The organism is Micropruina sp., from assembly GCF_047606365.1.
Lineage (GTDB): Bacteria > Actinomycetota > Actinomycetes > Propionibacteriales > Propionibacteriaceae > Micropruina.
In genome coordinates this window covers 1-20126 of the sequence record NZ_JASGEN010000009.1, presented here as the reverse complement: position 1 = coordinate 20126, position 20126 = coordinate 1, and the positions used below count along the sequence as shown (strand labels likewise).

The 20126-nt window shown below is 68.6% G+C and carries 21 protein-coding genes and 4 tRNA genes; 6 read left to right on the top strand and 19 right to left on the bottom strand.

Features of this window, described 5'->3' with window-relative positions:
• The first annotated feature begins 178 nt into the window (after window positions 1-178).
• Entirely contained in the window at window positions 179-550 is a 372-nt protein-coding gene (locus QM624_RS01750) for an FKBP-type peptidyl-prolyl cis-trans isomerase (protein ID WP_415088373.1), read from the top strand.
• A 237-nt stretch (window positions 551-787) separates the two neighbouring features.
• Here QM624_RS01750 and QM624_RS01745 read toward each other — a convergent pair whose 3' ends face one another.
• The gene (locus tag QM624_RS01745; RefSeq protein ID WP_415088372.1) at window positions 788-2191 is read right to left on the bottom strand and encodes a pyridoxal-dependent decarboxylase; all 1404 of its coding nucleotides are present in this window, start codon (window positions 2189-2191) and stop codon (window positions 788-790) included.
• A gap of 29 nt (window positions 2192-2220) precedes the next feature.
• On the opposite strand from QM624_RS01745, the gene ybaK reads away from it, so the two are divergent.
• Entirely contained in the window at window positions 2221-2715 is a 495-nt protein-coding gene (gene ybaK, locus QM624_RS01740; RefSeq protein WP_415088371.1) for a Cys-tRNA(Pro) deacylase, read from the top strand.
• On the opposite strand, the gene QM624_RS01735 is transcribed toward ybaK, so the two are convergent.
• Window positions 2671-3195 (bottom strand): RrF2 family transcriptional regulator, encoded by a 525-nt coding sequence (locus tag QM624_RS01735; RefSeq protein ID WP_415088369.1) that lies wholly within the window; start codon window positions 3193-3195, stop codon window positions 2671-2673. The genes ybaK and QM624_RS01735 overlap by 45 nt on opposite strands.
• A gap of 86 nt (window positions 3196-3281) precedes the next feature.
• Between QM624_RS01735 and QM624_RS01730 the strand changes: the two genes are divergently transcribed.
• Window positions 3282-4142, top strand: coding sequence for an NAD(P)H-binding protein (locus QM624_RS01730; RefSeq protein WP_415088368.1), 861 nt, complete (start codon window positions 3282-3284; stop codon window positions 4140-4142).
• Here the strand turns inward: QM624_RS01730 and QM624_RS01725 are convergent.
• The 14 genes from QM624_RS01725 to thrS all read right to left on the bottom strand — a co-directional run bounded on the left by QM624_RS01725 (window position 4130) and on the right by thrS (window position 17969).
• Window positions 4130-5287 carry a pyridoxal phosphate-dependent aminotransferase gene (locus QM624_RS01725; protein WP_415088367.1) on the bottom strand — a complete coding sequence of 386 codons (1158 nt, stop codon included), beginning with the start codon at window positions 5285-5287 and terminating at the stop codon, window positions 4130-4132. The genes QM624_RS01730 and QM624_RS01725 overlap by 13 nt on opposite strands.
• Entirely contained in the window at window positions 5284-6366 is a 1083-nt protein-coding gene (locus tag QM624_RS01720) for a YhjD/YihY/BrkB family envelope integrity protein (protein WP_415088365.1), read from the bottom strand. Before QM624_RS01720 ends, QM624_RS01725 begins: the two co-directional genes overlap by 4 nt.
• Window positions 6367-6475: 109 nt before the next feature.
• Window positions 6476-9328, bottom strand: a complete 2853-nt coding sequence (gene gcvP, locus QM624_RS01715; protein ID WP_415088364.1) for an aminomethyl-transferring glycine dehydrogenase — start codon at window positions 9326-9328, stop codon at window positions 6476-6478.
• A gap of 268 nt (window positions 9329-9596) precedes the next feature.
• A complete protein-coding gene (locus QM624_RS01710; RefSeq protein ID WP_415088385.1) occupies window positions 9597-10184 on the bottom strand; it encodes a MerR family transcriptional regulator in 588 nt (195 codons plus the stop codon).
• A 153-nt stretch (window positions 10185-10337) separates the two neighbouring features.
• On the bottom strand, window positions 10338-10811 hold the full coding sequence (locus QM624_RS01705) for a bifunctional nuclease family protein (RefSeq protein ID WP_415088363.1): 474 nt from the start codon (window positions 10809-10811) through the stop codon (window positions 10338-10340).
• Window positions 10812-10819: 8 nt separating this feature from the next.
• Complete coding sequence (locus tag QM624_RS01700) at window positions 10820-11521, bottom strand: MerR family transcriptional regulator (protein ID WP_415088362.1); 702 nt, start codon at window positions 11519-11521, stop codon at window positions 10820-10822.
• Window positions 11522-11527: 6 nt separating this feature from the next.
• Window positions 11528-12028 (bottom strand): FHA domain-containing protein, encoded by a 501-nt coding sequence (locus QM624_RS01695; protein WP_415088361.1) that lies wholly within the window; start codon window positions 12026-12028, stop codon window positions 11528-11530.
• 82 nt (window positions 12029-12110) lie between these two features.
• Window positions 12111-12491: a glycine cleavage system protein GcvH gene (gene gcvH / locus QM624_RS01690; protein WP_298131474.1), complete on the bottom strand. Its 381-nt coding sequence runs from the start codon at window positions 12489-12491 to the stop codon at window positions 12111-12113.
• A gap of 108 nt (window positions 12492-12599) precedes the next feature.
• Entirely contained in the window at window positions 12600-13508 is a 909-nt protein-coding gene (locus tag QM624_RS01685; protein ID WP_415088360.1) for a DUF881 domain-containing protein, read from the bottom strand.
• Window positions 13501-13833 carry a small basic family protein gene (locus QM624_RS01680; RefSeq protein ID WP_298131470.1) on the bottom strand — a complete coding sequence of 111 codons (333 nt, stop codon included), beginning with the start codon at window positions 13831-13833 and terminating at the stop codon, window positions 13501-13503. Before QM624_RS01680 ends, QM624_RS01685 begins: the two co-directional genes overlap by 8 nt.
• A gap of 12 nt (window positions 13834-13845) precedes the next feature.
• Window positions 13846-14652, bottom strand: coding sequence for a DUF881 domain-containing protein (locus QM624_RS01675; protein WP_415088359.1), 807 nt, complete (start codon window positions 14650-14652; stop codon window positions 13846-13848).
• A complete protein-coding gene (locus QM624_RS01670) occupies window positions 14649-15287 on the bottom strand; it encodes a CDP-alcohol phosphatidyltransferase family protein (protein WP_415088358.1) in 639 nt (212 codons plus the stop codon). Before QM624_RS01670 ends, QM624_RS01675 begins: the two co-directional genes overlap by 4 nt.
• A gap of 82 nt (window positions 15288-15369) precedes the next feature.
• Window positions 15370-15942, bottom strand: a complete 573-nt coding sequence (locus QM624_RS01665) for an HIT family protein (protein WP_415088357.1) — start codon at window positions 15940-15942, stop codon at window positions 15370-15372.
• 5 nt (window positions 15943-15947) lie between these two features.
• Window positions 15948-17969 carry a threonine--tRNA ligase gene (gene thrS, locus QM624_RS01660; protein WP_415088356.1) on the bottom strand — a complete coding sequence of 674 codons (2022 nt, stop codon included), beginning with the start codon at window positions 17967-17969 and terminating at the stop codon, window positions 15948-15950.
• Between the two features lie 509 nt (window positions 17970-18478).
• On the opposite strand from thrS, the gene QM624_RS01655 reads away from it, so the two are divergent.
• A complete protein-coding gene (locus QM624_RS01655) occupies window positions 18479-18850 on the top strand; it encodes a hypothetical protein (protein WP_415088354.1) in 372 nt (123 codons plus the stop codon).
• Window positions 18850-19485 (top strand): TetR/AcrR family transcriptional regulator, encoded by a 636-nt coding sequence (locus QM624_RS01650; protein WP_415088353.1) that lies wholly within the window; start codon window positions 18850-18852, stop codon window positions 19483-19485. The genes QM624_RS01655 and QM624_RS01650 overlap by 1 nt, the downstream gene beginning before the upstream one ends.
• Window positions 19486-19628: 143 nt before the next feature.
• Here the strand turns inward: QM624_RS01650 and QM624_RS01645 are convergent.
• The 3 genes from QM624_RS01645 to QM624_RS01635 all read right to left on the bottom strand — a co-directional run bounded on the left by QM624_RS01645 (window position 19629) and on the right by QM624_RS01635 (window position 19892).
• Window positions 19629-19704 (bottom strand) — tRNA-Val (locus tag QM624_RS01645).
• Between the two features lies 1 nt (window position 19705).
• Window positions 19706-19776: transfer RNA gene (locus QM624_RS01640), tRNA-Cys, on the bottom strand.
• 43 nt (window positions 19777-19819) lie between these two features.
• A tRNA-Gly gene (locus tag QM624_RS01635) sits at window positions 19820-19892 on the bottom strand.
• Window positions 19893-20037: 145 nt separating this feature from the next.
• Between QM624_RS01635 and QM624_RS01630 the strand changes: the two genes are divergently transcribed.
• Window positions 20038-20109 (top strand) — tRNA-Val (locus tag QM624_RS01630).
• The last annotated feature ends 17 nt before the right edge of the window (window positions 20110-20126 follow it).

Sequence of the window (20126 nt, the reverse complement as noted above, 5' to 3'; positions counted from 1 at the left end):
CTGCCGAGACCGTGCCCTACCCGCGTCCTCTCAGCGGACGCCCCGTCATCCCGGCGGACGCCGGGATCTCTGCGCGGGAGTCGTGCGGAGATCCCGGGGCAAGCCCGGGATGGCGCAGCGGCGCGAGCAGCCGTGGATCGGTCCCGGTCCCACCAACGGCCTGTGCAAGGCTGGTCGCATGACCTACGAGAAGCCCGAAGTCGATTTTCCCGGCGAAGCCCCCGATGACCTGACCATCACCGACATCACCGTCGGCGACGGCGCCGAGGCCGCGGCCGGTAACACCGTCGTGGTGCATTACGTCGGCGTCGCCCATTCCAGCGGCGAGGAGTTCGACGCCTCCTACAACCGCGGCGAACCGCTCAGCTTCCGGCTCGGCGTCGGCCAAGTCATCGCCGGCTGGGACCGCGGCGTCCAGGGCATGAGGGTCGGCGGACGCCGTCAGCTGGTGATCCCGGCACACCTGGGTTACGGCGATCGTGGCGCCGCCGGCGTCATCGCACCCGGCGAGACCCTGATCTTCGTGGTGGACCTGCTCGCCGTCCGCTGAGTTCGAACTTTCGGGGACGGTTCTTTCGGTCACCGGGGACGGTTCCTTTGGTCACTGGGGACGGGTTCCCGCGGACACCAGGGATGGTTCTTGGGGACACTTCTGGACGCCAGAAGCCCCTTACTTGGCGACCAAGGGACCGTCCCCAGTGACCAAAGGAACCGTTCCCAGTGACCAAAAGAACCGTTCCCAGTGACCAAAGGAACCGTCCCCGGTGACCGGGAGAACCGTCCCCCGTTAAGTGGCGAGCTCTTGGAGCAGGCGCCAAGCGGCCCGGACGTGGTCGAGGGTGGTGCTGCGAGCGCCGATCGAGAACCGGAGGGCCACCCGGTCACCCAGCACCGTGCGGGTGAACAGGACCTCGCCGGTGGCGTTGGCCGCCTCGATCAGCGCCGTGGTGGCGTCGTCGCCGGCGCGCAGAGCCACGCACAACAGGTTCAGCGGGTGCGGCGCGAGGATCTCGAACCGCTCATCGGCGGCCACCCATTCAGCCAGTTCGGACGTCCACGCGAGCTGGTCGCGGACCATCGCCTGGGCCGGGGCAACACCGTCGGTGCGCAGGGTGAACCACAGCTTGAGCGCACGGAACCGGCGGCCCAGCGGCACCTGCCAGTCGCGGTAGTCGATCACCGCGCCGGACTCGGCGGCCGCGGTGCGCAGGTATTCGGGCAGGATGCTCAACGCCCCCAGCAGGCTGGCCCGGTCGGCGGTGCAGAACAGGTTGCAGTCGAAGGTGACGCCCATCCATTTGTGCGGATTGGTGCCGTAGCTGTCGGCCAGCTCGAGGCCGTCGTTGAGCCAGCGCAGTTCGGGGCACAGGGTGGCGATACCGGCCATCGCGGCGTCCACATGCAGCCACAACCCCTCCCGCCGGGCGATCTCGCCGACCGCACGCACCGGGTCCACCGCCAGCGAGTTCGTGGTCCCGACGGTGGCACACACCCAGAACGGCACCAGACCTGCGGCCCGGTCGGCGGCGATCGCTTCGGCGAGGGCGTCCGGACGCATCGCGAAGTTCTCGTCGTGCGGCACGATGCGCAGATGGTCGGTGCCGATGCCGGCGATCCGCAGACCCTTCTCGATCGACGAATGCGCTTGTGAGGTGGCGTAGGCCACCAGTCTCGTGGTGTCGGAGTCGGCATTGACCGCACCGCCGGTGGCCCGGTACCGGGCGGCCAGCACCGAGGTCAGCGTGGCCTCGCTGGCCGAGCCCTGGATCACTCCCCCGCCGCGGGCGCTGGTCGAACGGAAGGCGTCCGGCAGGCCGAGCAGTTCGACCATCCAGTCCATCATCCGGGTCTCCACCTCGGTGACGGCCGGGCTGCTCACCCAGCTCATCCCCTGCACGCCCAGGCCCGCCGAGACCAGTTCGGCCAGGATCGCCGGGTACTCACTGTTGGCGGGGAACCAGGCGAAGAAGCTCGGATGCTGCCAGTTGGTCAGCCCGGGCACCACCACCCGGTCGAGGTCGGCCAGGAGTGCCTCGAAGCCGTCCGGCTCACTGGGGTGTTCGGGCAGTTTGTCGGACGTCTCCCCGGGCCCGACCTGCGCCTGCACCGGCAAGGTGTCGAGACGTTGGCGGTAGTCGATGATCCAGTCGATCAGCCGGTGGCCGTGGGCCCGGAACTCCTCTGCATCCACGGGCCCAACCTAGCCACTACGGTGAACGAGTGGCCGGCAAACCTACGGGCGGGACGCCCGCGACCGATGCGCTCAGCGCGGCGGGCATCGCCTTCACCCTGCACAGCTACACCCACCACGACGACAGCCGGGACTTCGGTGCCGAGGCGGCACGCGAGCTGGGTGTCGACGAACTGCGGATCTTCAAGACGCTGGTCGTCGACGTCGGCCTCGGACGCCCACCGCTGGCGGTCGGCGTCGTCCCGGTGGCCGGCCAACTCGACCTGAAGGCGTTCGCCGCTGCGGTGGGTGCGAAGAAGGCGGCGATGGCGAAGCCGGCCGAGGCGTCCCGGAGTTCGGGCTACGTGGTGGGAGGCATTTCGCCGATCGGCCAGAAGACCCCGCTGCCGACCGTTCTGGACGAGACGGCGCAACTGTTCGACACCATCTTCGTCTCAGCCGGAAAGCGCGGGCTGCAGGTCGAACTGGCCCCCGACGACCTACTGGCGATCACCGGAGCCCACTGGGCGGACATCGCTCGCTGACCACCAGGTCTCCACCAGATCGACCAGCGGATTCGGCTGCCCAGCATGGCCTCCGGCGGTGCCGACCGCTCGGCGCACCACGTCGCCGATCGTGCACTCGGCCAGTTCCCGTTCGATCGCAGCCGCCACCCGGCCTTCCATGCCCTCGAAAACGCCGATCAGGCCGGCACCGATCGGACAGTCCGGGCTGGGACCGTGCAGACCGAGCACGGCGTGCTCACCCTGGACGATGGACCACACCTCATCGAGGCCGATCTCGTCCGGCGACCGGCGCAACTCCCAGCCGCCCCCGCTACCCGGCCTGGACCTGACCAGCCCGGCAGCCCGCAGCGGCCCCAGGACCCGGCGCAGATAGACGGGGCTGACAGCGGCCGAGCGCGCCACCTCGTCCGAACTCACCGGACGGCCGCGCCCCGCCCCGGCGAGGTAGGCCAGGAAGTGCACCGCCACCGCAAACTGGGTGTTCACCGGTCCCGCCATGTGGCCCATGGTGTCACAACCGCAACCGAATCGACTACGTTTCCATTCGTAACCACGTCAACTACAAATGGAGAGGACGCAAAACGATGACCGTCTACGGAATCACCGGCGCATCCGGCCAACTGGGACGCCTCACCACCGAGGCCCTCGAACAACGGGTGAGCCCCGAGCAGCTCGTGCTCATCACCCGCTCGCCCGACAACCTTGCCGAGTACGCAGCGCGGGGCATCGAGGTGCGGGCCGGAGACTTCAACGACGCCGACTCGCTGCGTGCGGCCTTCGCCGGCATCGACCGGCTGCTGATCATCTCCACCGACCGGGTCGGAGACCGCCTCGAGGGTCACCGTCGCGCCATCGCCGCGGCCAAGGTCGCCGGTGTGTCACATCTGCTGTACACCTCCGTCCCCGAGCCGACACCCGAGAACCCGGCCGGCGTCGTCCCCGACCACGCGGCCACCGAACAGGCCATCCGCGACAGTGGGCTCGGCTGGACGTTCCTGCGCAACGCGCTCTATGCGGACGGCCAACTGGGCAGCATCGAACAGGCCGCCGCGTCGGGACAGCTAGTCACCAACGCCGGTGACGGCAGGAACGCCTACGTCACCCGGGCCGACTGCGCCCGAGCCGCTGCGGCCGCCCTGGTGCAGGGGCCCGGCAACGCGACCTACGACATCACCGGGCCCGCCGCCCTCTCCACCGCCGATCTCGCCGCGCTCGCCGCCGGGCTCCGCGGCAGCGCGGTCGAGGTGATCGACGTCAGCGACGAGGCGTACGTGCAGGGCCTGGTCGAGCACGGGCTGCCCGAACCGATCGCCGAACTGCTCGCCTCTTTCGGCACCGCGACCCGACTGGGATTCATGAGCACGGTCTCCACCGCTGTCGCCGACCTCACCGGGACGCCGCCGGCACCGCTCTCCAGCCTCCTCGCCGAAACTCAGCCCAGGTAGCGGACCAGCCGATCGATCCCCTCGGTGATCTCCTCGGACGTGCCGCAGAACGACAACCGCATGAACCGGTGGCCGTCCACCGGGTCGAAGTCGATGCCAGGCGCCAGTGCCACCCCGGTCGCCGCCAGCACGTCGGCGCACCAGGCCTGCGAGTCGTCGGTGAGGTGCCCGATGTCGCACCAGGCATAGAAGGCGCCGTCGGGTGGCGCGAAGCTGGTGATGCCCAACTCCGGCAGCCGCTCCAGCAGGATGTCGCGATTGGCGGCGTAGCGCCGGACGTGGCCGTCCAGCTCGGAGCGGGCGTCCGGGCCGAACGCGGCACAGCCGGCAGCCTGCGACAGTGCGGGCGCGCAGATCGCGAGGTTGCCCTGCAGCAACTCCACCGGACGGCGCAGCGCCTCGGGCAGCAGCAGCCAGCCGATCCGCCATCCGGTCATCGACTGGTACTTGCTCAGCGAGCCGACCACGACGGCGTCCCGGCCGTACTCCCAGGCCGAATGCGTGGGGCGTCCGAAGCTGATGCCGTGATAGATCTCGTCGCTGATCAGCAGCACGTCGTTGTCGGCGCACCAGCGGGTCAGCGCGGCCAGTTCGTCGGCCCCGATGATCGTGCCGGTCGGGTTGGCGGGGCTGGCCAGCACCAGTCCGGCGGGCTTCTCGGACAGCGAGGCGAGCATCTCGACGCTCGGCTGATAACGGGTTTCGGGGCCGCAGGGCAGCTCCAGCAGCCGACAGCCGGCGGCCAGCACATCGTTGCGATAGGCGGGGTAGCCGGGACGGGTCACCGCCACCAGATCACCCGGATCGAAGGCCGCCAGCAGAGTCAGCAGGAAGCCGGCGGAGGAACCGGTGGTGACGACCACGGCGTCCGGATCGACGCCGAAGCCGTACTGCTCGCGGTAGTGGCCGGAGATCGCCCGCCGGAAGGCGAGGGTGCCGACGGCCTCGGTGTAGCCCAGGGTCTCAGCGCCCAACGCATGCTCGGCGGCCGCCCGCACCGGCGCGGGTGCCGGCGTGGACGGCTGCCCGACGCACAGCAACACCACGTCGTCATGGCTGAGCCTCCGGGCGGCGACCGCTTTCAGCACCTCCATCACGTGGAAGGGCTCGACCCCGCCACGCACGGAGGCCGGACGCGGGCTCATGACCGGCGTATCACACGACGGAACCAGGCTGCGATGCCGGCGATGACGGCTCCGAGACCGACTCCGGTGGCGGCGCCCAGCACCCAGCCGGCGCCGATGCCCACCCGCATGCCGCGCTCAGCGACCGCCCGTCGCACGGTCGGCAGCGGATCCACCATTTCGGCGGACGGGTCGGCGACGTCCTGGGCCAGCGGCGAACGGTAGACCGGCGGCGGTTCGTAGGTCGCCATCCAGGCGGCGATCATCAGGATCAGGGTGGCGAACAGGTTGAGGAACAGCATGGCGATGATGATCGGTCCGAAGACGTTGGCTGCGGCGTTGCCCGAGAACATTCCGGTGATCGTGGTCGCCGCGACCTGTAGGACGGCCAGGCCGACCGACCCGGCGAGGGCGCCGGTCAGCCAGATTTTCCGCGGGATCGGCTGCTGGTAGGACACCCAGAACAGGAACGCGAAGAGCGCGAAACCGACCGCGATGTTCACCAGGATGGGCACCAGACGCAGCACCACCGTGGTCACCACGCTGGAGGGGAGTTGCAGCCAGTCGATGATGGTGCCGGTCAGCACGGTGGCCACCGTGGACAGCGCGAACATGGCGAGGATCGTGCCGAACAGGGCCAGCAGGATTCCGAGGTTCTTGAGCGTTTCGACGACGATGTTCGACTTCTGTTCGGCCACATCGAGGGTCGGCCGCATCTGGGCCCGGATGGCGCTCTTCAGGTTGGCCACCCAGGACGCACCCGACCAGGCGAAGATCACCAGCGACAGTCCGAAGATCACCGCCCAGCTGTTGAGCGCGTTCTCCATCACGTCGACGATCTTCTTGCCGAGATCGTCATTGGTCGGGAACTGCGCTTCGATCAACCCGCGGACGGCGGTCAGCAGGTCCGGTCGGAACACGGTCAGCACCATGCCCAGGACCGCGAAGGCGAAGGACAGCACGGGCACCAGCGAGAGCACGGAGAAGTAGGTGATGGCGCCGGCGAACTGGTTGCCCAGGCGCGCGGTGAAGCGTTCCTGCGTGCGCCACAGGTGCGCGATCGCCGGCTTCTCCTTCAGCTTCTCGAGCCATTCCGGCATGGGCCGTCCTCTCGTCGAGCGGGTGTGTTCAGCCTAGCCGCGAGGCATCCGGACACCACACACCGTTATGGGCGGGTCCGCCGAACAGACCGGCGGCGGGAGCGCCCGGCTACTCGTCGTAGCTGCTGACCGGCGGGCAGGAGCAGACCAGGTTGCGGTCACCGAAGACGCCGTCGATCCGGGCGCTGGCCGGCCAGTACTTGTCGGTCGCACCGGTACCGATGCTGCCCAGTTGCAGACCACCCGGGTAGGCGGCCAGCGTGCGCGAGTACGGGTGCGTCCAGTCGTCGGCGATCACCCGGGCCTGCGTATGCGGCGCGTTGTGCAGCGGGTTGTCGTCGGCCGGCCACTCCCCTGCCGCGACCGCGTCCGCCTCGGCACGGATGGCGATCATCGCGTCGCAGAACCGGTCCAGCTCGGCCTTCGATTCGGACTCGGTGGGTTCGATCATCAACGTGCCGGCTACCGGGAAGCTCATCGTCGGGGCGTGGAACCCGTAGTCGATCAGGCGTTTGGCGACGTCGTCGACGGTCACCCCGGTGGCTTTGGTGAGCGGACGCAGGTCGGCGATGCACTCGTGCGCGACCAGGCCGTCCGTTCCCGTGTAGAGGATCGGGTAGTGGCCGCCGATCCGCTTCGCAATGTAGTTGGCAGCCAGCACCGCGGACTGCCCGGACTCGCGCAGGCCGTCCGCACCGAGCATCGCGATGAACGCATAGCTGATCGGCAGGACGCCGGCCGATCCGAACGGTGCCGCGCTGATCGGGCCGTAGGAGGTCGCCGGACCGGCCTCGGCGAGCAGCGGATGTGACGGTAGATACGGCGCCAGATGTTCCCGGACGCCGACCGGACCCACCCCGGGGCCACCACCGCCGTGCGGGATCGCGAACGTCTTGTGCAAGTTGAGATGACTCACGTCGGAGCCGAATTTGCCCGGCTTGGCCAGGCCCAGCAGCGCGTTCAGGTTGGCGCCGTCGACGTAGACCTGGCCGCCCGCCTCATGCACCAGCGCACACAACTCGCCGATGGTGTCCTCGTAGACGCCGTGGGTCGAGGGGTAGGTGACCATGATCGCGGCCAGCGTGTCAGCGTGGCTTTCGATCTTGGCGCGCAGGTCGGCCATGTCGACCGAGCCGTCGTCGGCGGTCTTGACCACCACCACCTTCATGCCGGCCATCACCGCGGACGCCGCATTGGTGCCGTGCGCGGAGGCTGGGATCAGGCAGACGGTGCGCTGCTCGTCGCCGTTGGCGAGATGGTAGGAACGGATCGCCATCAGTCCGGCGAACTCGCCCTGACTACCGGCGTTGGGCTGCACGGAGACCCGGTCGTAGCCGGTGATCTCGGCCAGCGCGTCGCACAGCCGGTCGATCATCGTCAGATACCCCTGGGCGTCGGACGCGGGCGCGAACGGGTGCAGGTTCGCGAACCCGGGCAGGCTGATCGCCTCCATCGAGGTGGTCGGGTTCAGCTTCATCGTGCACGAGCCGAGCGGAATCATGCCCCGGTCGAGGGCGAAGTCGCGGTCGGAGAGCGAGCGCAGGTAGCGCAGCATCTCGGTCTCGCTGTGCCGGCTGTTGAACACCGGATGGCTCAGGTAGTCGACGGCGCGGTCGTGCCCGGCCAGGTCGCCGAGCCGGCCCTCCCCCGGCGCGGCGGTCTCGAACGCGTCGGCGACCGCTGCCAGGTCGGCCTCGGTGGCGTCCTCGCCGACGCTGATGCCCACCCGGTCGGCATCGACCAACCGCAGGTGGACGCCGCCCTCGGCCGCTGCGGCGACGATCTGCTCGGCCTTGCCGGGCACCCTGATCGTCAGCGTGTCGAAGAACGACGTGGTGCTCAGCTCGCCGGCCTCCGACAGCGCGGCGGCCAGGCGTCGCGACTTGTCATGGACGCCTTCGGCGATCGCCCGCAGGCCGTGCGGCCCGTGGTACACCGCGTACATGGACGCCGCGACGGCCAGCAGTACCTGCGCGGTGCAGATATTGGACGTGGCCCGATCGCGCCGGATGTGCTGCTCACGGGTCTGCAGGGCGAGCCGCAGCGCCGGGGTGCCGTCGGCGTCCTTGGAGAGGCCGACGAGGCGTCCGGGGAGTTGCCGTTCCAGGCCCTCCCGAACGGCCATGTACGCCGCATGTGGACCGCCGTAGAACAACGGAACACCGAACCGCTGAGTGCTGCCGACCGCGATGTCGGCGCCCCACTCGGCGGGTGAGGTCAGCAGGGTGAGGGCCAGCAGGTCGGCGGCGGCGATCACCGAGGCGTTGTTGTCGTGCGCGGTGGCCGCGATCGCGCGCAACTCGTCCGCGCTGCGCACACCACCGTCCGCGCCGGGCACCTGGACAACGATCGCGAACGCCTCGTGGGTCTGCAACGCCTCCACCAGGTCGCCGTCGACCACCACCACATCGATGCCGGTGGCCAGGGCGCGGGTGCGGACGACGGCCAGCGTCTGCGGCAGCACCTGGGCGTCCACCAGGAACACCGAACCCTTGCGGGTGATCCGCCGGGCCAGCGCCATCGCCTCGGCGACCGCGGTGCCCTCGTCCAGCAGGCTGGCACCGGCGGTCGGCAGCCCGGTCAGGTCGGTGATCATGGTCTGGAAGTTGAGCAGCGCCTCCAGCCGGCCCTGGCTGATCTCAGGCTGGTACGGGGTGTACGCGGTGTACCAGGACGGGTTCTCGAGCACGTTGCGGCGGATCACCGGCGGGGTGAGGGTGCCGTGGTAGCCGAGCCCGATCATCGCCCGGCGCGGACGGTTGGCAGCGGCGAACCCGGCCAGCTCGGCGGCCGCAGCCGCCTCGTCCAAAGCTGCCGGAAGGTCCAGCGGGCCGTCCAACGCGATACCGGACGGCACAGCCGCGGCGGTCAGCTCGTCCAGCGACCCGTAGCCGACGACCTCCAGCAGTTTCGCCCTATCCTCCCCGACAGCCCCGATGTGACGAGTGGTGAAGGCAACCATCCGCGCTCTCCTGTTGTCCGCTCCGGCGTCCGGCGACGCCCCGGATCACAAACTATCCCAACCCGTCATCCCGCGGCCCGCTCCCGTCCCCACGGTCACCAAGGGTGAAAGTTCTACCCAACCAGCAATCGCTCGGCTAGCTATCTAGGGAAGCGCTGATCATCCACGTCTTCCCGGGCTCTCCGGCGGCAGAGGTCTCGGATCAAGTCCGGGATGACGACGGAGCGGCTTTGATCAGCCCATCCTTGGCCGACCGGATGGCTAGCGGTCAGCCGGCAGCGCGGGCGCGGCGGCGTCGGGACAACTCGTCGGTGGGAGCCGGAGCGGCCTCCTCGTCCTGAGCGCGTTCGCTGGGCAGCGTCGACAGGCTGCCTTCGATGTCGCGCCAGACACCGCCCAGCGCGATGCCGAACATGCCCTGGCCACCGCGCAGCAGGTCGATCACCTCGTCGTCGGAGGTGCATTCGTAGACGGAGACGCCGTCGCTCATCAGCGTCACCTCGGTGAGGTCCTGGACGCCGCGGGCGCGCAGGTGGTCGATCGCGGTCCGGATCTGCTGCAGCGAGATGCCGGCGTCGATCAGCCGCTTGATCACCTTGAGCAGCAGGATGTCGCGGAAGCCGTACAGCCGCTGGGTGCCGGAACCGCTGGCGTCGCGCACCTGGGGCACCACCAGGCCGGTGCGGGCCCAGTAGTCGAGCTGGCGGTAGGTGATCTCGGCCGCCCGGCAGGCCACCGGGCCGCGGAAGCCGACGTCCTCGGGCAGCGGTGCGAAGTCGCCGTCGAAGAGCAGGTCCTGTGCGTCCACCGGGTGCTCCGCCGCCTCATCCAGACCGTTCACTTCATCCGCCTTCACTCGTGTGGGTGCCACCCCGACCGCACGCCGGGTTCCTTCGTCTTCCATGACGCTAAAACCGCGGCCGCGGAACGGTCAACGACACGCCGCGAACAGTGCCGCCAGGCTACCAACCCTCCACCTGAACCTCAGGGTTGCCGGCGGCACCGTGACCTACTCGAAATCGTCCGGGTTCACCGAGTCGAGGAACTGCCGGAATTGTTCCACCTGGTCCTCGCCCGGCTGTTCCTCCGGGGCCGGCTCGGGGACGACGCCGACCGCGTTCAGCACGCCTTCGGCGACCTTGATCGGCACCCCGGCGCGCAGCGCGACCGCGATCGCGTCCGACGGCCGGGCGTTCACCGGACGCCCATCCACGATCAGTTCGGCGTAGAAGACGCCTTCCTGGTGGCCGACGATGTGCGCGACCGACACCTCGCCGCCGAGGCTCTCGACCAGGGCAAGGATCAGCTCGTGACTGGACGGGTGGTCGGCGTCCGGCGCCTGCAGCGCACCCAGAATTCCGGACGCCCCGGCCGCGGTCATCCAGATGGCGAGCTGGCGCGGGCCGTCCACCTCTTTCAGGATCAGCACCGGGGAGCCTTCCTCGGAATCGAGCCGGACTTCGACAACGGTCAACTCGCGCATGGTTCCACCTACTGGGGCATCGTGGATCGCATGATCGCCGCGTGCGCGTGCATCACCAGTTGCATGACCTCCTTGGCCAACTGCTGGGGCGACTGGCTGCGGCGCAGATGCGGGGTGATGGCCTGCTCGATCAGCCCCACCTCGCGTTCGGCTGCCTGCTTGACGACACGCAGATGCCGCGCGTCCATGCCGTAGGCGGCCAGCTTCCGGGCGGCCACCGCGACGGTGAGCGCGTCGCGTCCGTAGTAGACGGTGCCGCGGCGAGGGTTGACCAGCGCGTGCCGCTCCAACTCCGACAGGCTGGCCTCGGACAGGCCGCTGAGTTCGAGCAACTCGCGCCTGGTGATCCGGATCGGACGCTTCGAGCTCCGTGGCTGCTGCGGGCCGCCGCCGGACGTCACCGACGGTACCTCGGCAGCGGCCGCTGCACCGGCCAGCGGCTCGAGCCGCGGCGGCTCCTCGCCGCGGTCCATCGCCTCCAGATGCTCACGGATCACCTTCAGCGGCAGGTAATGCGACTTCTGCACGGTGAGGATGTAGCGCAGCCGGGTGATGTCGGATTCGGCGTAGCGCCGGTAGCCGGACGGGGCCCGTTCGGGTGAGATCAGGCCCTCGCTCTCCAGGAAGCGGATCTTGGAGATGGAGATGTCCGGGAAGTCCTCTTTGAGTACCGAGAGGACCTGACCGATGCTGCGCAATCCGTAAGCCATACGCGATCAGCCTGGGTGGGTGAAGAAGAGCATCCGGAACTTGCCGATCTGCACCTCGTCGCCGCGGCGCAGGGCCGTCGGGGTGTCGATCAGCGCCTTGTTCACGTAGGTGCCGTTGAGGCTGTTCTCGTCCTCGACCCAGACGTGGCCGTCGCGACGGACCAGCCGGGCGTGATTGCGGGACACCGTGATGTCGTCGAGGAAGATGTCGCACCGCGGGTGCCGGCCCGCCGTCGTGACGTCCGAGTTGATCAGGAACCGCGCCCCGGCCGCGGGGCCCTGACGCACGATCAGCAGCGCCGAATCGGCCGGCAGCATCGAAATCGCCCGGAGGTCTTCGGCGCTGAGGTCTTCGGCGAGCTGTTCCTCGGTCAGGTTGGCGTCGACCGCGGGACTCACCCGGGTGGTGTCGCCGCTCTGCACCGAGTTCGTCAGCGAGGTCCCACAGTTGGCGCAGAAATTGCTGGTGTCAGCGTTTTCGTGTCCACAAGCGGGGCACTTGATCATCGTCCGGGCCTTCCTGCGCGAACGCTGCGGTGGCTAGGTGAAAGGTGTACAACGTCAGGCTAAGCCAGAGGTTGACGGTTCGCTACTCTTCGGCCAATTCCGCGTAGCCGTCGGCGTCCAGCGCGTCGTCGAGTTCGGACGGGTCACTGACCTCGATCTCGAACATCCAACCGTCGCCGTAGGGGTCGGAGTTGATCACCTCGGGCGTCGTGTTCAGCAACTCGTTCACCGAGGTGATCACCCCGGAGGCCGGCGAGAACACGTCCGAAACGCTCTTGGTGGACTCGACCTCGACACAGGCGTCGTCCTTGGCGACCTCTTCACCGACCTGCGGCAGGGACACGTAGACCACGTCGCCCAGCGCGTCGGCGGCGAACGAGGTGATGCCCACCCGAACGGTGGAGCCGTTGCCGGTGCGCACCCATTCGTGCTTATCGGTGTACTTCAGATCCTCGGGATACACAGCTAACTCCTTGGCCGTGGCGGACGTGACGGATGCGCGGCATCCAGCGCACACACTACCCAGTTCCGGACGGGCCGCGCCCGGGCTGGGATGCGAAGACGGGCAGGTTCAGGCGGGCTTCGCGAACCGATTGCTCGGCGGGGCGACGACGGCGTTGATCGTCAGCTTGCCGTCGGCGACGACGCTCACCGTCCCACCGATCCGTGAGCTCTCCACCTCGCTGACCAGTCCCCCGCTGAACTGCGTGGCCTCGGTGAGCGCATGCGGGTCGCCGATCACGTCGATGGTGATCGGTCGGGTGATCTGTTCGCCGCCCACCACCAGTGACCCGCCTGGTCCGGGCCCGAACCAGGTGGACGCCACCACGCGGATGCTGCCGTTGATCGCGATCACCTCGGCGCCGGCGTCCCGCATCTCTTCGATCGTGTTGAGCAGCAGCTCGGAAGTCACCTTGTGCTGCGGATCGTTGATCGTGATCCGGACGCCGGGCCCCTGGGCCGGCGCGGTGCCGCCGAGGATGGCCAGTACGTCGAGTCGGCGCTGCGCCTCCTCTTTGGCCACCTGCTCGGAGTCGACGCCGCTCTGCAGCTGACGTTGAGTGGCCTCGAGTTCGGCGATCTCGGATTCGAGCTGCCGGCTCTGCGCGGTCAGGTCGTCCAGCAGCTGCACCAGGTCGGCGCGTCGCAAGGTGGAATAGTCGGTTTCGGAGGCCTGCGTCCGCACCTGCATGGCGACGGCCAGCCCGCAGACCAGCAGAATCGCGGCGAACACCACCTGCGCCCGTCCCGGCTTGACGAAATCTCGGACCAGTTCGCGCCAGTTGATCGGCTCGGGCGCCGACCCGGCGTCCGAATCGGACGGCGTGACGTCCCCCGCCGGTGACTTGTCCGAGGCCGCAGCCCGCGTCGAAGGCACCTCGGCGGGGCCGGCGTCCGTGTCGAGTTGCTCGTCGGTCTGGGGCTCGTCGGCCCGAGGCTCGTCCGGACGTGGATCGTCGGGAGTGAGGGGTTCAGGCATGGAACAACGCCCGCCTGATCGCCGCGGCATTGGTGAAGATGCGAATACCGAGCACCACCACCACCGCCGTGGACAGCTGCGCCCCCACGCCGATCTGATCGCCCACCCAGACGATGAGGGCGGCGATCAGCACATTGGAGGTGAACGACACCACGAACACCTTGTCGTCGAAGATCCGTTCCAGGTAGGCGCGGAAGCCGCCGAAGAGTGCGTCGAGCGCGGCCACGATGGCGATCGGCAGGTAGGGCTGCAGGCCGGTCGGCAGCGTCGGCTCCAGGTAGATGCCCAGGGCGATGCCGATGATCAGTCCGACGATGGCGAACACGGCGTCACCCCCTCACGGCTTCCGTTCGGCATTGCGGACTCCCAGGCCGGGGTCGGCGTTCAGCCGCAGACTACCCGCCGAGGTGAGCTCGTATCGAATGCCGTAGTTCTGTTTGAGGTAGGCCCACCAAGCCCCGCCGGGGGTTCCCGGAAAGCCCTGCAGCAATGCGTTCGGCTCGCCGATCGCCTCGATCCGGTAGGGCCGAGTGAGTGAGCGGTAGTCGACGGTGATCGCGTCACCCGCCCCCCGGATCGCGGTGCGCGACGACAGTCGGTGCCCGTTCACGGCGATGGCTTCAGCGCCGGAACGCCACAGCCCGTTGACCGCCTGCCGGATGTCGATGTCGACCACCTTGCTGCCCCGCCGCTCGGCATCGTCGGCGTCGTCGGCGGTCAGCACGACGCCCGGACCGGTCACCGCCTGCATGCCGGTGGCTGGGCCGAGCAGGTCGAGTTGGCGTTGCACCTCGGCGGCCGCCGGATCTTTGGCCAGTGCCCCCTCGGAGAGCGCACGGTTCTGTTGCTGCAGTTCGGCGGCCCGGGCCCGCAGGGCATCGGTGGTGGCGGCAGCGTCCTCGACTCGCTGCACCAGCTGGTCGCGCTCCACCTGCTCGGCCGGGGCGGCCCGCAACTGATCCGCAACGGAGGTGCCGATCATCAGCCCGATCACCATTGCCACCAGGCCGACCAGCCACCAGCGTTTGCGGTGCTTGCCGGACGCCGCATAGCCGGGGTCGAGCGAGTCCCGGTAGAGGCTGGTGAGCAGGTCCATGCTGGCGTCCACCCGGCGCCGACGCACAGCGGTACGTTCCGGACTCATCCCGCCCCGGTGACCGCGGCCGTGGTCGACGGACGATCACCCTTGCCGACCGGTGGGAACCGGCGCAGCACGTCGAGGGTCTGCCCGAGATACATCAGACCGGCGCACCAGTAGAGCCCGGCGCCCCACAGCGCCAGCGCCCAGCCGATCACCCGGAACGCCATCGCCCACGGTTCGGCGCCGGCGCCGAGCAGCACCATCGGGAAGGCGTAGAGCAGACAGAAGGTGGCCGTCTTGCCCAGGAAGTGGACGGGCAGGCTGATGAAGCCGCGGCGCCGCAGCAGCGGCAGGACGACGGCGGCCATCAACACGTCACGCGACACCAGCACGACGACCATCCACCACGGAATGATGTCGCGGATGGCCAGACCGACCAGGGTGGCCAGAATGTAGAGCCGATCGGCCAGCGGATCGAGCACCTGGCCGAGCTTGGACCGCTGGTTCCACTTGCGGGCGATGTAGCCGTCCACCCAGTCGGTGGCGCCCAGGAACGCGAGCGCCACCACGGCCAGCAGGTCGTACTGCCGGGCCAGCAACAGCCACAGGAACAGGGGTACGCCGAGCAGCCGAACGAAGCTCAGCACATTCGGCAGGGTGAGGATCCGCTCGGTGTCGTACGGTTCGCCGGATGACACGCCCCCAGACTAGTGGGGGCCGCTGACACCACCTCGACTCCGTTGGTCGAGCTTGTCGAGACCTCACCTCGGTTGGACAAGCTCAACCGGCGGTGGTCGCCCAAGCGTCGGCTAGCAGTTCCCGGGTCTGACCGAGCAGCTGGGGTACAGCTTTGGTTTGGGCGACGATCGGCAGGAAGTTGGCGTCGCCGGCCCAGCGCGGCACCACATGCTGGTGCAGATGCGCGGCAATCCCGGCGCCGGCCACCTCGCCCTGGTTGATGCCGAGGTTGAAGCCGGCCGGGCCACTGACGGCACGGATCACGGTCATCGCCCGACGCGTCAGGGCGGCGATCTCGGCCACCTCCTCCGGCGTGGCGTCGGTGTAGTCCGACACATGCCGGTACGGGCAGACCAGCAGGTGGCCGGGTGAATACGGGTACAGGTTCAACACCACATAGGCGACCACGCCGCGGTGCACCACCAGGCCCTCCTCGTCGGAGCGTCCGGGGGCACGGCAGAACGGGCACTGCTTCTCGGTGCTGTCGGACGGCTTGTTCTCGCCACCGATGTAGACCATCCGGTGCGGCGTCCAGAGCCGCTGGAAGGCGTCCGGCACCCCGGGACGCTCGTCGGGAGATTCCACGACGAGATCGTCCCCGGGCCCGGACGTCATCACTGTCAGCTTTCCGCGGTCGGGTCGGCGTTGGCGCGGCCGGCGACGTAGTCGACGACGGTCTGCACCGCTTCGTCGATCGGCACACCGTTGCGCTGTGAGCCGTCGCGGAAGCGGAACGACACCGCACCCGCGTCACGGTCGGCCTCGCCGGCGATCAGCACGAACGGCGCCTTCGACTTGGACGCGTTGCGGATCTTCTTGCCGAACCGGTCGTCGGAGGCGTCCAGTTCGACCCTGATGCCGCGAGCCGCCAGCTGGTCGAGCACGCCGGACAGGTAGTCGTTGAACTCCTCGGCGACCGGCAGTCCGATCACCTGGACGGGTGCCAGCCAGGCCGGGAACGCGCCCGCGTAGTGCTCCAGCAGCACGCCGAAGAACCGCTCGATCGAACCGAACAGGGCGCGGTGGATCATCACCGGACGCTGCCGGCTGCCGTCCGACGCGGTGTACTCCAGCTCGAACAGCTCCGGCTCGAAGAAGTCCAGCTGAATGGTCGACAGCTGCCACGTCCGGCCGATGGCGTCCTTGGCCTGCACCGAGATCTTCGGACCGTAGAACGCGGCACCGCCCGGGTCGGGCACCAGATCCAGACCGGACGCCTCGGCAACCTCGGCCAGCACCCGGGTGGCGTCCTCCCAGGTCTGCTCGTCGCCGACCGACTTCTCCGGATTCCGGGTGGACAGCTCCAGGTAGAAGTCGTCCAACCCGTAGTCACGCAGCAGATCGAGGACGAAGGTCAGCAGCCGGGCCAGTTCGTCCTTCATCTGGTCGCGGGTGCAGTAGATGTGCGCGTCGTCCTGGGTGAAGCCGCGCGCCCTGGTCAGGCCGTGCACCACCCCGGACTTCTCGTACCGGTACACGTGGCCGAACTCGAACAGCCGCAGCGGCAGCTCCCGGTACGACCGCCCTCGGCTCTGGAAGACCAGGTTGTGCATCGGGCAGTTCATCGGCTTCAGGTAGTAGTCGGCGCCCTGCCGGGTGACGTGGCCGTGCTCGTCGCGCTCCTCGTCGACCCGCATCGGGGGGTACATGCCGTCGGCGTACCACTCCAGGTGCTTGGAGGTTTCGAACAGGTGCCCCTTGGTGATGTGCGGGGTGTTCACGAAGGAGTAGCCCGCCTCGACGTGCCGGCGCCGGGAGTAGTCCTCCATCTCCATCCGGATCATCGCGCCCTTGGGGTGGAACACCGGCAGGCCCGAACCGATCTCGTTGGGGAAGCTGAACAGGTCGAGTTCGGCACCCAGCTTGCGGTGGTCGCGCTTGGCGGCCTCCTCCAGCCGGAATTTGTACGCCTTCAGGTCGTCCCGGGTAGGCCAAGAGGTGCCGTAGACCCGCTGCAGCTGCGCGTTGCGCTGGTCGCCACGCCAGTAGGCGGCGGACGTCCGCATCAACGAGTAGGCGTTCAGGTAGCCGGTGTGCGGCACGTGCGGGCCACGGCAGAGGTCCTTCCAGGCCACCGATCCGTCGCGCCGGACGTTGTCGTAGATGGTCAGCTCGCCGCCACCCACCTCGACCGAGGCACCCTCGGTGTCACCGGCGTTGCCCTTGATGCCGATCAGTTCCAGCTTGTACGGCTCGTCGGCCAGTTCGGAGCGGGCCTCGTCCTCGCTGACCACCCGGCGGACGAACTTCTGCCGCTCACGGACGATCTGGCTCATCTGCTTCTCGACGGCGGCGACGTCCTCGGGCGTGAACGGACGCTCGGTGTCGAAGTCGTAGTAGTAGCCGTCGGTGATGAACGGGCCGATGCCCAGCTTGGTGGCCGGGTAGAGCGCCTGGACGGCCTGCGCCGTCACGTGGCCGGTGGAGTGCCGCAGGACGTTGAGGCCATCCGGGGAGTCCATGGCAACAGCCTCGACCTCGTCGCCGTCGGCCAACTCACGGGCGAGGTCGCGCAGTTCGCCGTTCACCCTCATCGCCACGATGGTTCGGTCGGTGCCGAACAGATCCAGGCCGGTGGTCGTGGTCTCCACCGTCCGCACCTCGCGAGAGTCGTTGCGGATCACGGAAACGGAGACAGACACGGTCACAGGTCCTTTCGGGATGGAACTGCGGCAGAAGACCGCAGCGCTGACCCATTCTGCCGCATCGGGACGGACGGCGATGACCCGGTCATCGCGGTGTCACTCGAACGAGAAGGCCGCAAACATACTGAAGTCGGATTCCGCTCCCCCGATCCGGAACCCGACTTCAGCCACAGTCTGAAGGAGAGACGTCGCGCCAATCGCGTCCACTCCTGTTCACTGGACCACTCATCGTCGGCCTGGTCCCCCCATGCCGGACGCCGAGTAGCCTCCCCCACCTCGCACTCTAGAAACCCGCTCACCATGCCTGCCAGCTGAAACTGTCCCCCCTGCGGGTGACTTGGGTCCACATCCGCGTATGATTCGAATTGAGCGTTCGCTTAATACTGCAGAATCGAGGAGTCATGCCGCAGCCTCCGACGGGGCCGCTCGTCGGCTACGAGAACTACCCCACGCCGCCAATCCCCGCACCCCCCATCCCCGGACTGCGCCCACCCGCTGGCGGTGGCGTGGGCCGAGGCAGCGCCGCCGCCATGGGTGCGGCGGCGATCACCGTGGTGGGCACCCTGCCACCACACCTCCTGGCCGACGTGCCCTTCGTCGGCGCCATCGTCGCCACCGGCCTGTACACAGTCATCGCCGCACTGGTCGCTACGGTGCCGGGCGCGATCACCGGATGGCTGCTGTCTGCACTGGCCCGCGCCGGGGCTAGTCAGGCGCCGGTTCGACTGGCCGGCGGCCTGGCCGCGGCCGTGACGGCAACCCTGGTGAACCTCCCCATGCAGTTCCTCAGCTTGCCGGGCGTGGTGATCGCCACGATGTACGGCGTCGTCGCCGCCCCCTGGGTGGCCTGGGGAGTCCGCGGCTCTACGCTCGACTGATGGCGACATCCGAGACCAAGCAACGACTGCTGGCCGCAACCATCGACTTGCTGGCCGGCCCCGGACTCACCGCGATCTCGGCCCGGTCGGTGGCGAACGCCGCCGGAGTGAACCAGGCGCTGGTCTTCTACCACTTCTCCACGGTGTCTGCGTTGGTCCGTGAGGCGACCCGGGTGAGCACGCAGCGCGGCGTCGATCACTATCGACCGGCGCTGGACGCCGCGTCGTCACTCACCGAACTGCTCGAGGTCGGACGCCGTCTGCACGCCGAGGAGTCCGCCGGCGGCTCCGTCCGGGTGATGGCGCAACTGCTCGCCGCGGGACAGACCGATCCGGAGCACGCGCAGACCGCCCGCGACTGCCTGGAGCTGTGGTTCGCCGAGGTCACCCGGACCGTCGCCCGACTGCTGGCCGGCTCCCCCATCCGCGACCTGGTCGACGTCACCGACCCGGGCCGCACGATCGGCGCGGCCTTCATCGGACTGGAGCTCTACGACGGTGTCGATCCGGACGGTGCGGCAGCCGCGCTGGACAGCCTGGCCGGGCTCGGCATCCTGATCGAGGTGTTGGACGGGCTGAGCCCGCTGGAGCGCAAGCTGCTGCGAAAGCGGATCTCCGGGGCCCAGAAGCGGTGACAACGAAACGCTGGATTCGACCTGCGAAGTTCGTACCCGGGTGACAAGCAGCCAGCACCAGACTGCCCCACGCGTGCCCCACGGCGACATGACAATCAATCTGAAAAAACGAACTGGCTACGGTGAAGACCGTAGCCAGACGATGGTGGGCGGTACCAGACTTGAACTGATGACCTCTTCCGTGTCAGGGAAGCGCGCTACCAACTGCGCCAACCGCCCGAGGTGGAGACGGGATTTGAACCCGTGTACACGGATTTGCAGTCCGTTGCCTCGCCTCTCGGCCACTCCACCGGTCAGAACCGGCCTCGCCGCGGCAGGTACGAGACCAACTCCGAGCGGACGACGGGATTCGAACCCGCGACCCTCACCTTGGCAAGGTGATGCTCTACCAACTGAGCCACGTCCGCGTGCTTTCCGGACCCTCTCGGACTCCCCGGTGCGGATGCAACCTTAACAACCTCCGGACGGGCCAAGCAAACCGAGACCATCCGCGGACGCCCCACCCCCTCGATGTGCGAACCGCGCGCCCGATCCGCTATCGTTGGCACCCGCGGGCGATTGGCGCAGTGGTAGCGCGCTTCGTTCACACCGAAGAGGTCACTGGTTCGAACCCAGTATCGCCCACCGCGAGAAACCCGCTC

Coding starts and splice junctions, on each gene's coding strand:
- QM624_RS01750 (WP_415088373.1), top strand. CDS start 179: ATGACCTACGAGAAGCCCGAAGTCGATTTTCCCGGCGAAGCCCCCGAT.
- QM624_RS01735 (WP_415088369.1), bottom strand. CDS start 3,195: ATGGCGGGACCGGTGAACACCCAGTTTGCGGTGGCGGTGCACTTCCTG.
- QM624_RS01730 (WP_415088368.1), top strand. CDS start 3,282: ATGACCGTCTACGGAATCACCGGCGCATCCGGCCAACTGGGACGCCTC.
- QM624_RS01725 (WP_415088367.1), bottom strand. CDS start 5,287: ATGAGCCCGCGTCCGGCCTCCGTGCGTGGCGGGGTCGAGCCCTTCCAC.
- QM624_RS01720 (WP_415088365.1), bottom strand. CDS start 6,366: ATGCCGGAATGGCTCGAGAAGCTGAAGGAGAAGCCGGCGATCGCGCAC.
- gcvP (WP_415088364.1), bottom strand. CDS start 9,328: ATGGTTGCCTTCACCACTCGTCACATCGGGGCTGTCGGGGAGGATAGG.
- QM624_RS01705 (WP_415088363.1), bottom strand. CDS start 10,811: ATGCGCGAGTTGACCGTTGTCGAAGTCCGGCTCGATTCCGAGGAAGGC.
- QM624_RS01700 (WP_415088362.1), bottom strand. CDS start 11,521: ATGGCTTACGGATTGCGCAGCATCGGTCAGGTCCTCTCGGTACTCAAA.
- QM624_RS01695 (WP_415088361.1), bottom strand. CDS start 12,028: ATGATCAAGTGCCCCGCTTGTGGACACGAAAACGCTGACACCAGCAAT.
- QM624_RS01685 (WP_415088360.1), bottom strand. CDS start 13,508: ATGCCTGAACCCCTCACTCCCGACGATCCACGTCCGGACGAGCCTCGG.
- QM624_RS01675 (WP_415088359.1), bottom strand. CDS start 14,652: ATGAGTCCGGAACGTACCGCTGTGCGTCGGCGCCGGGTGGACGCCAGC.
- QM624_RS01665 (WP_415088357.1), bottom strand. CDS start 15,942: ATGACGTCCGGGCCCGGGGACGATCTCGTCGTGGAATCTCCCGACGAG.
- QM624_RS01650 (WP_415088353.1), top strand. CDS start 18,850: ATGGCGACATCCGAGACCAAGCAACGACTGCTGGCCGCAACCATCGAC.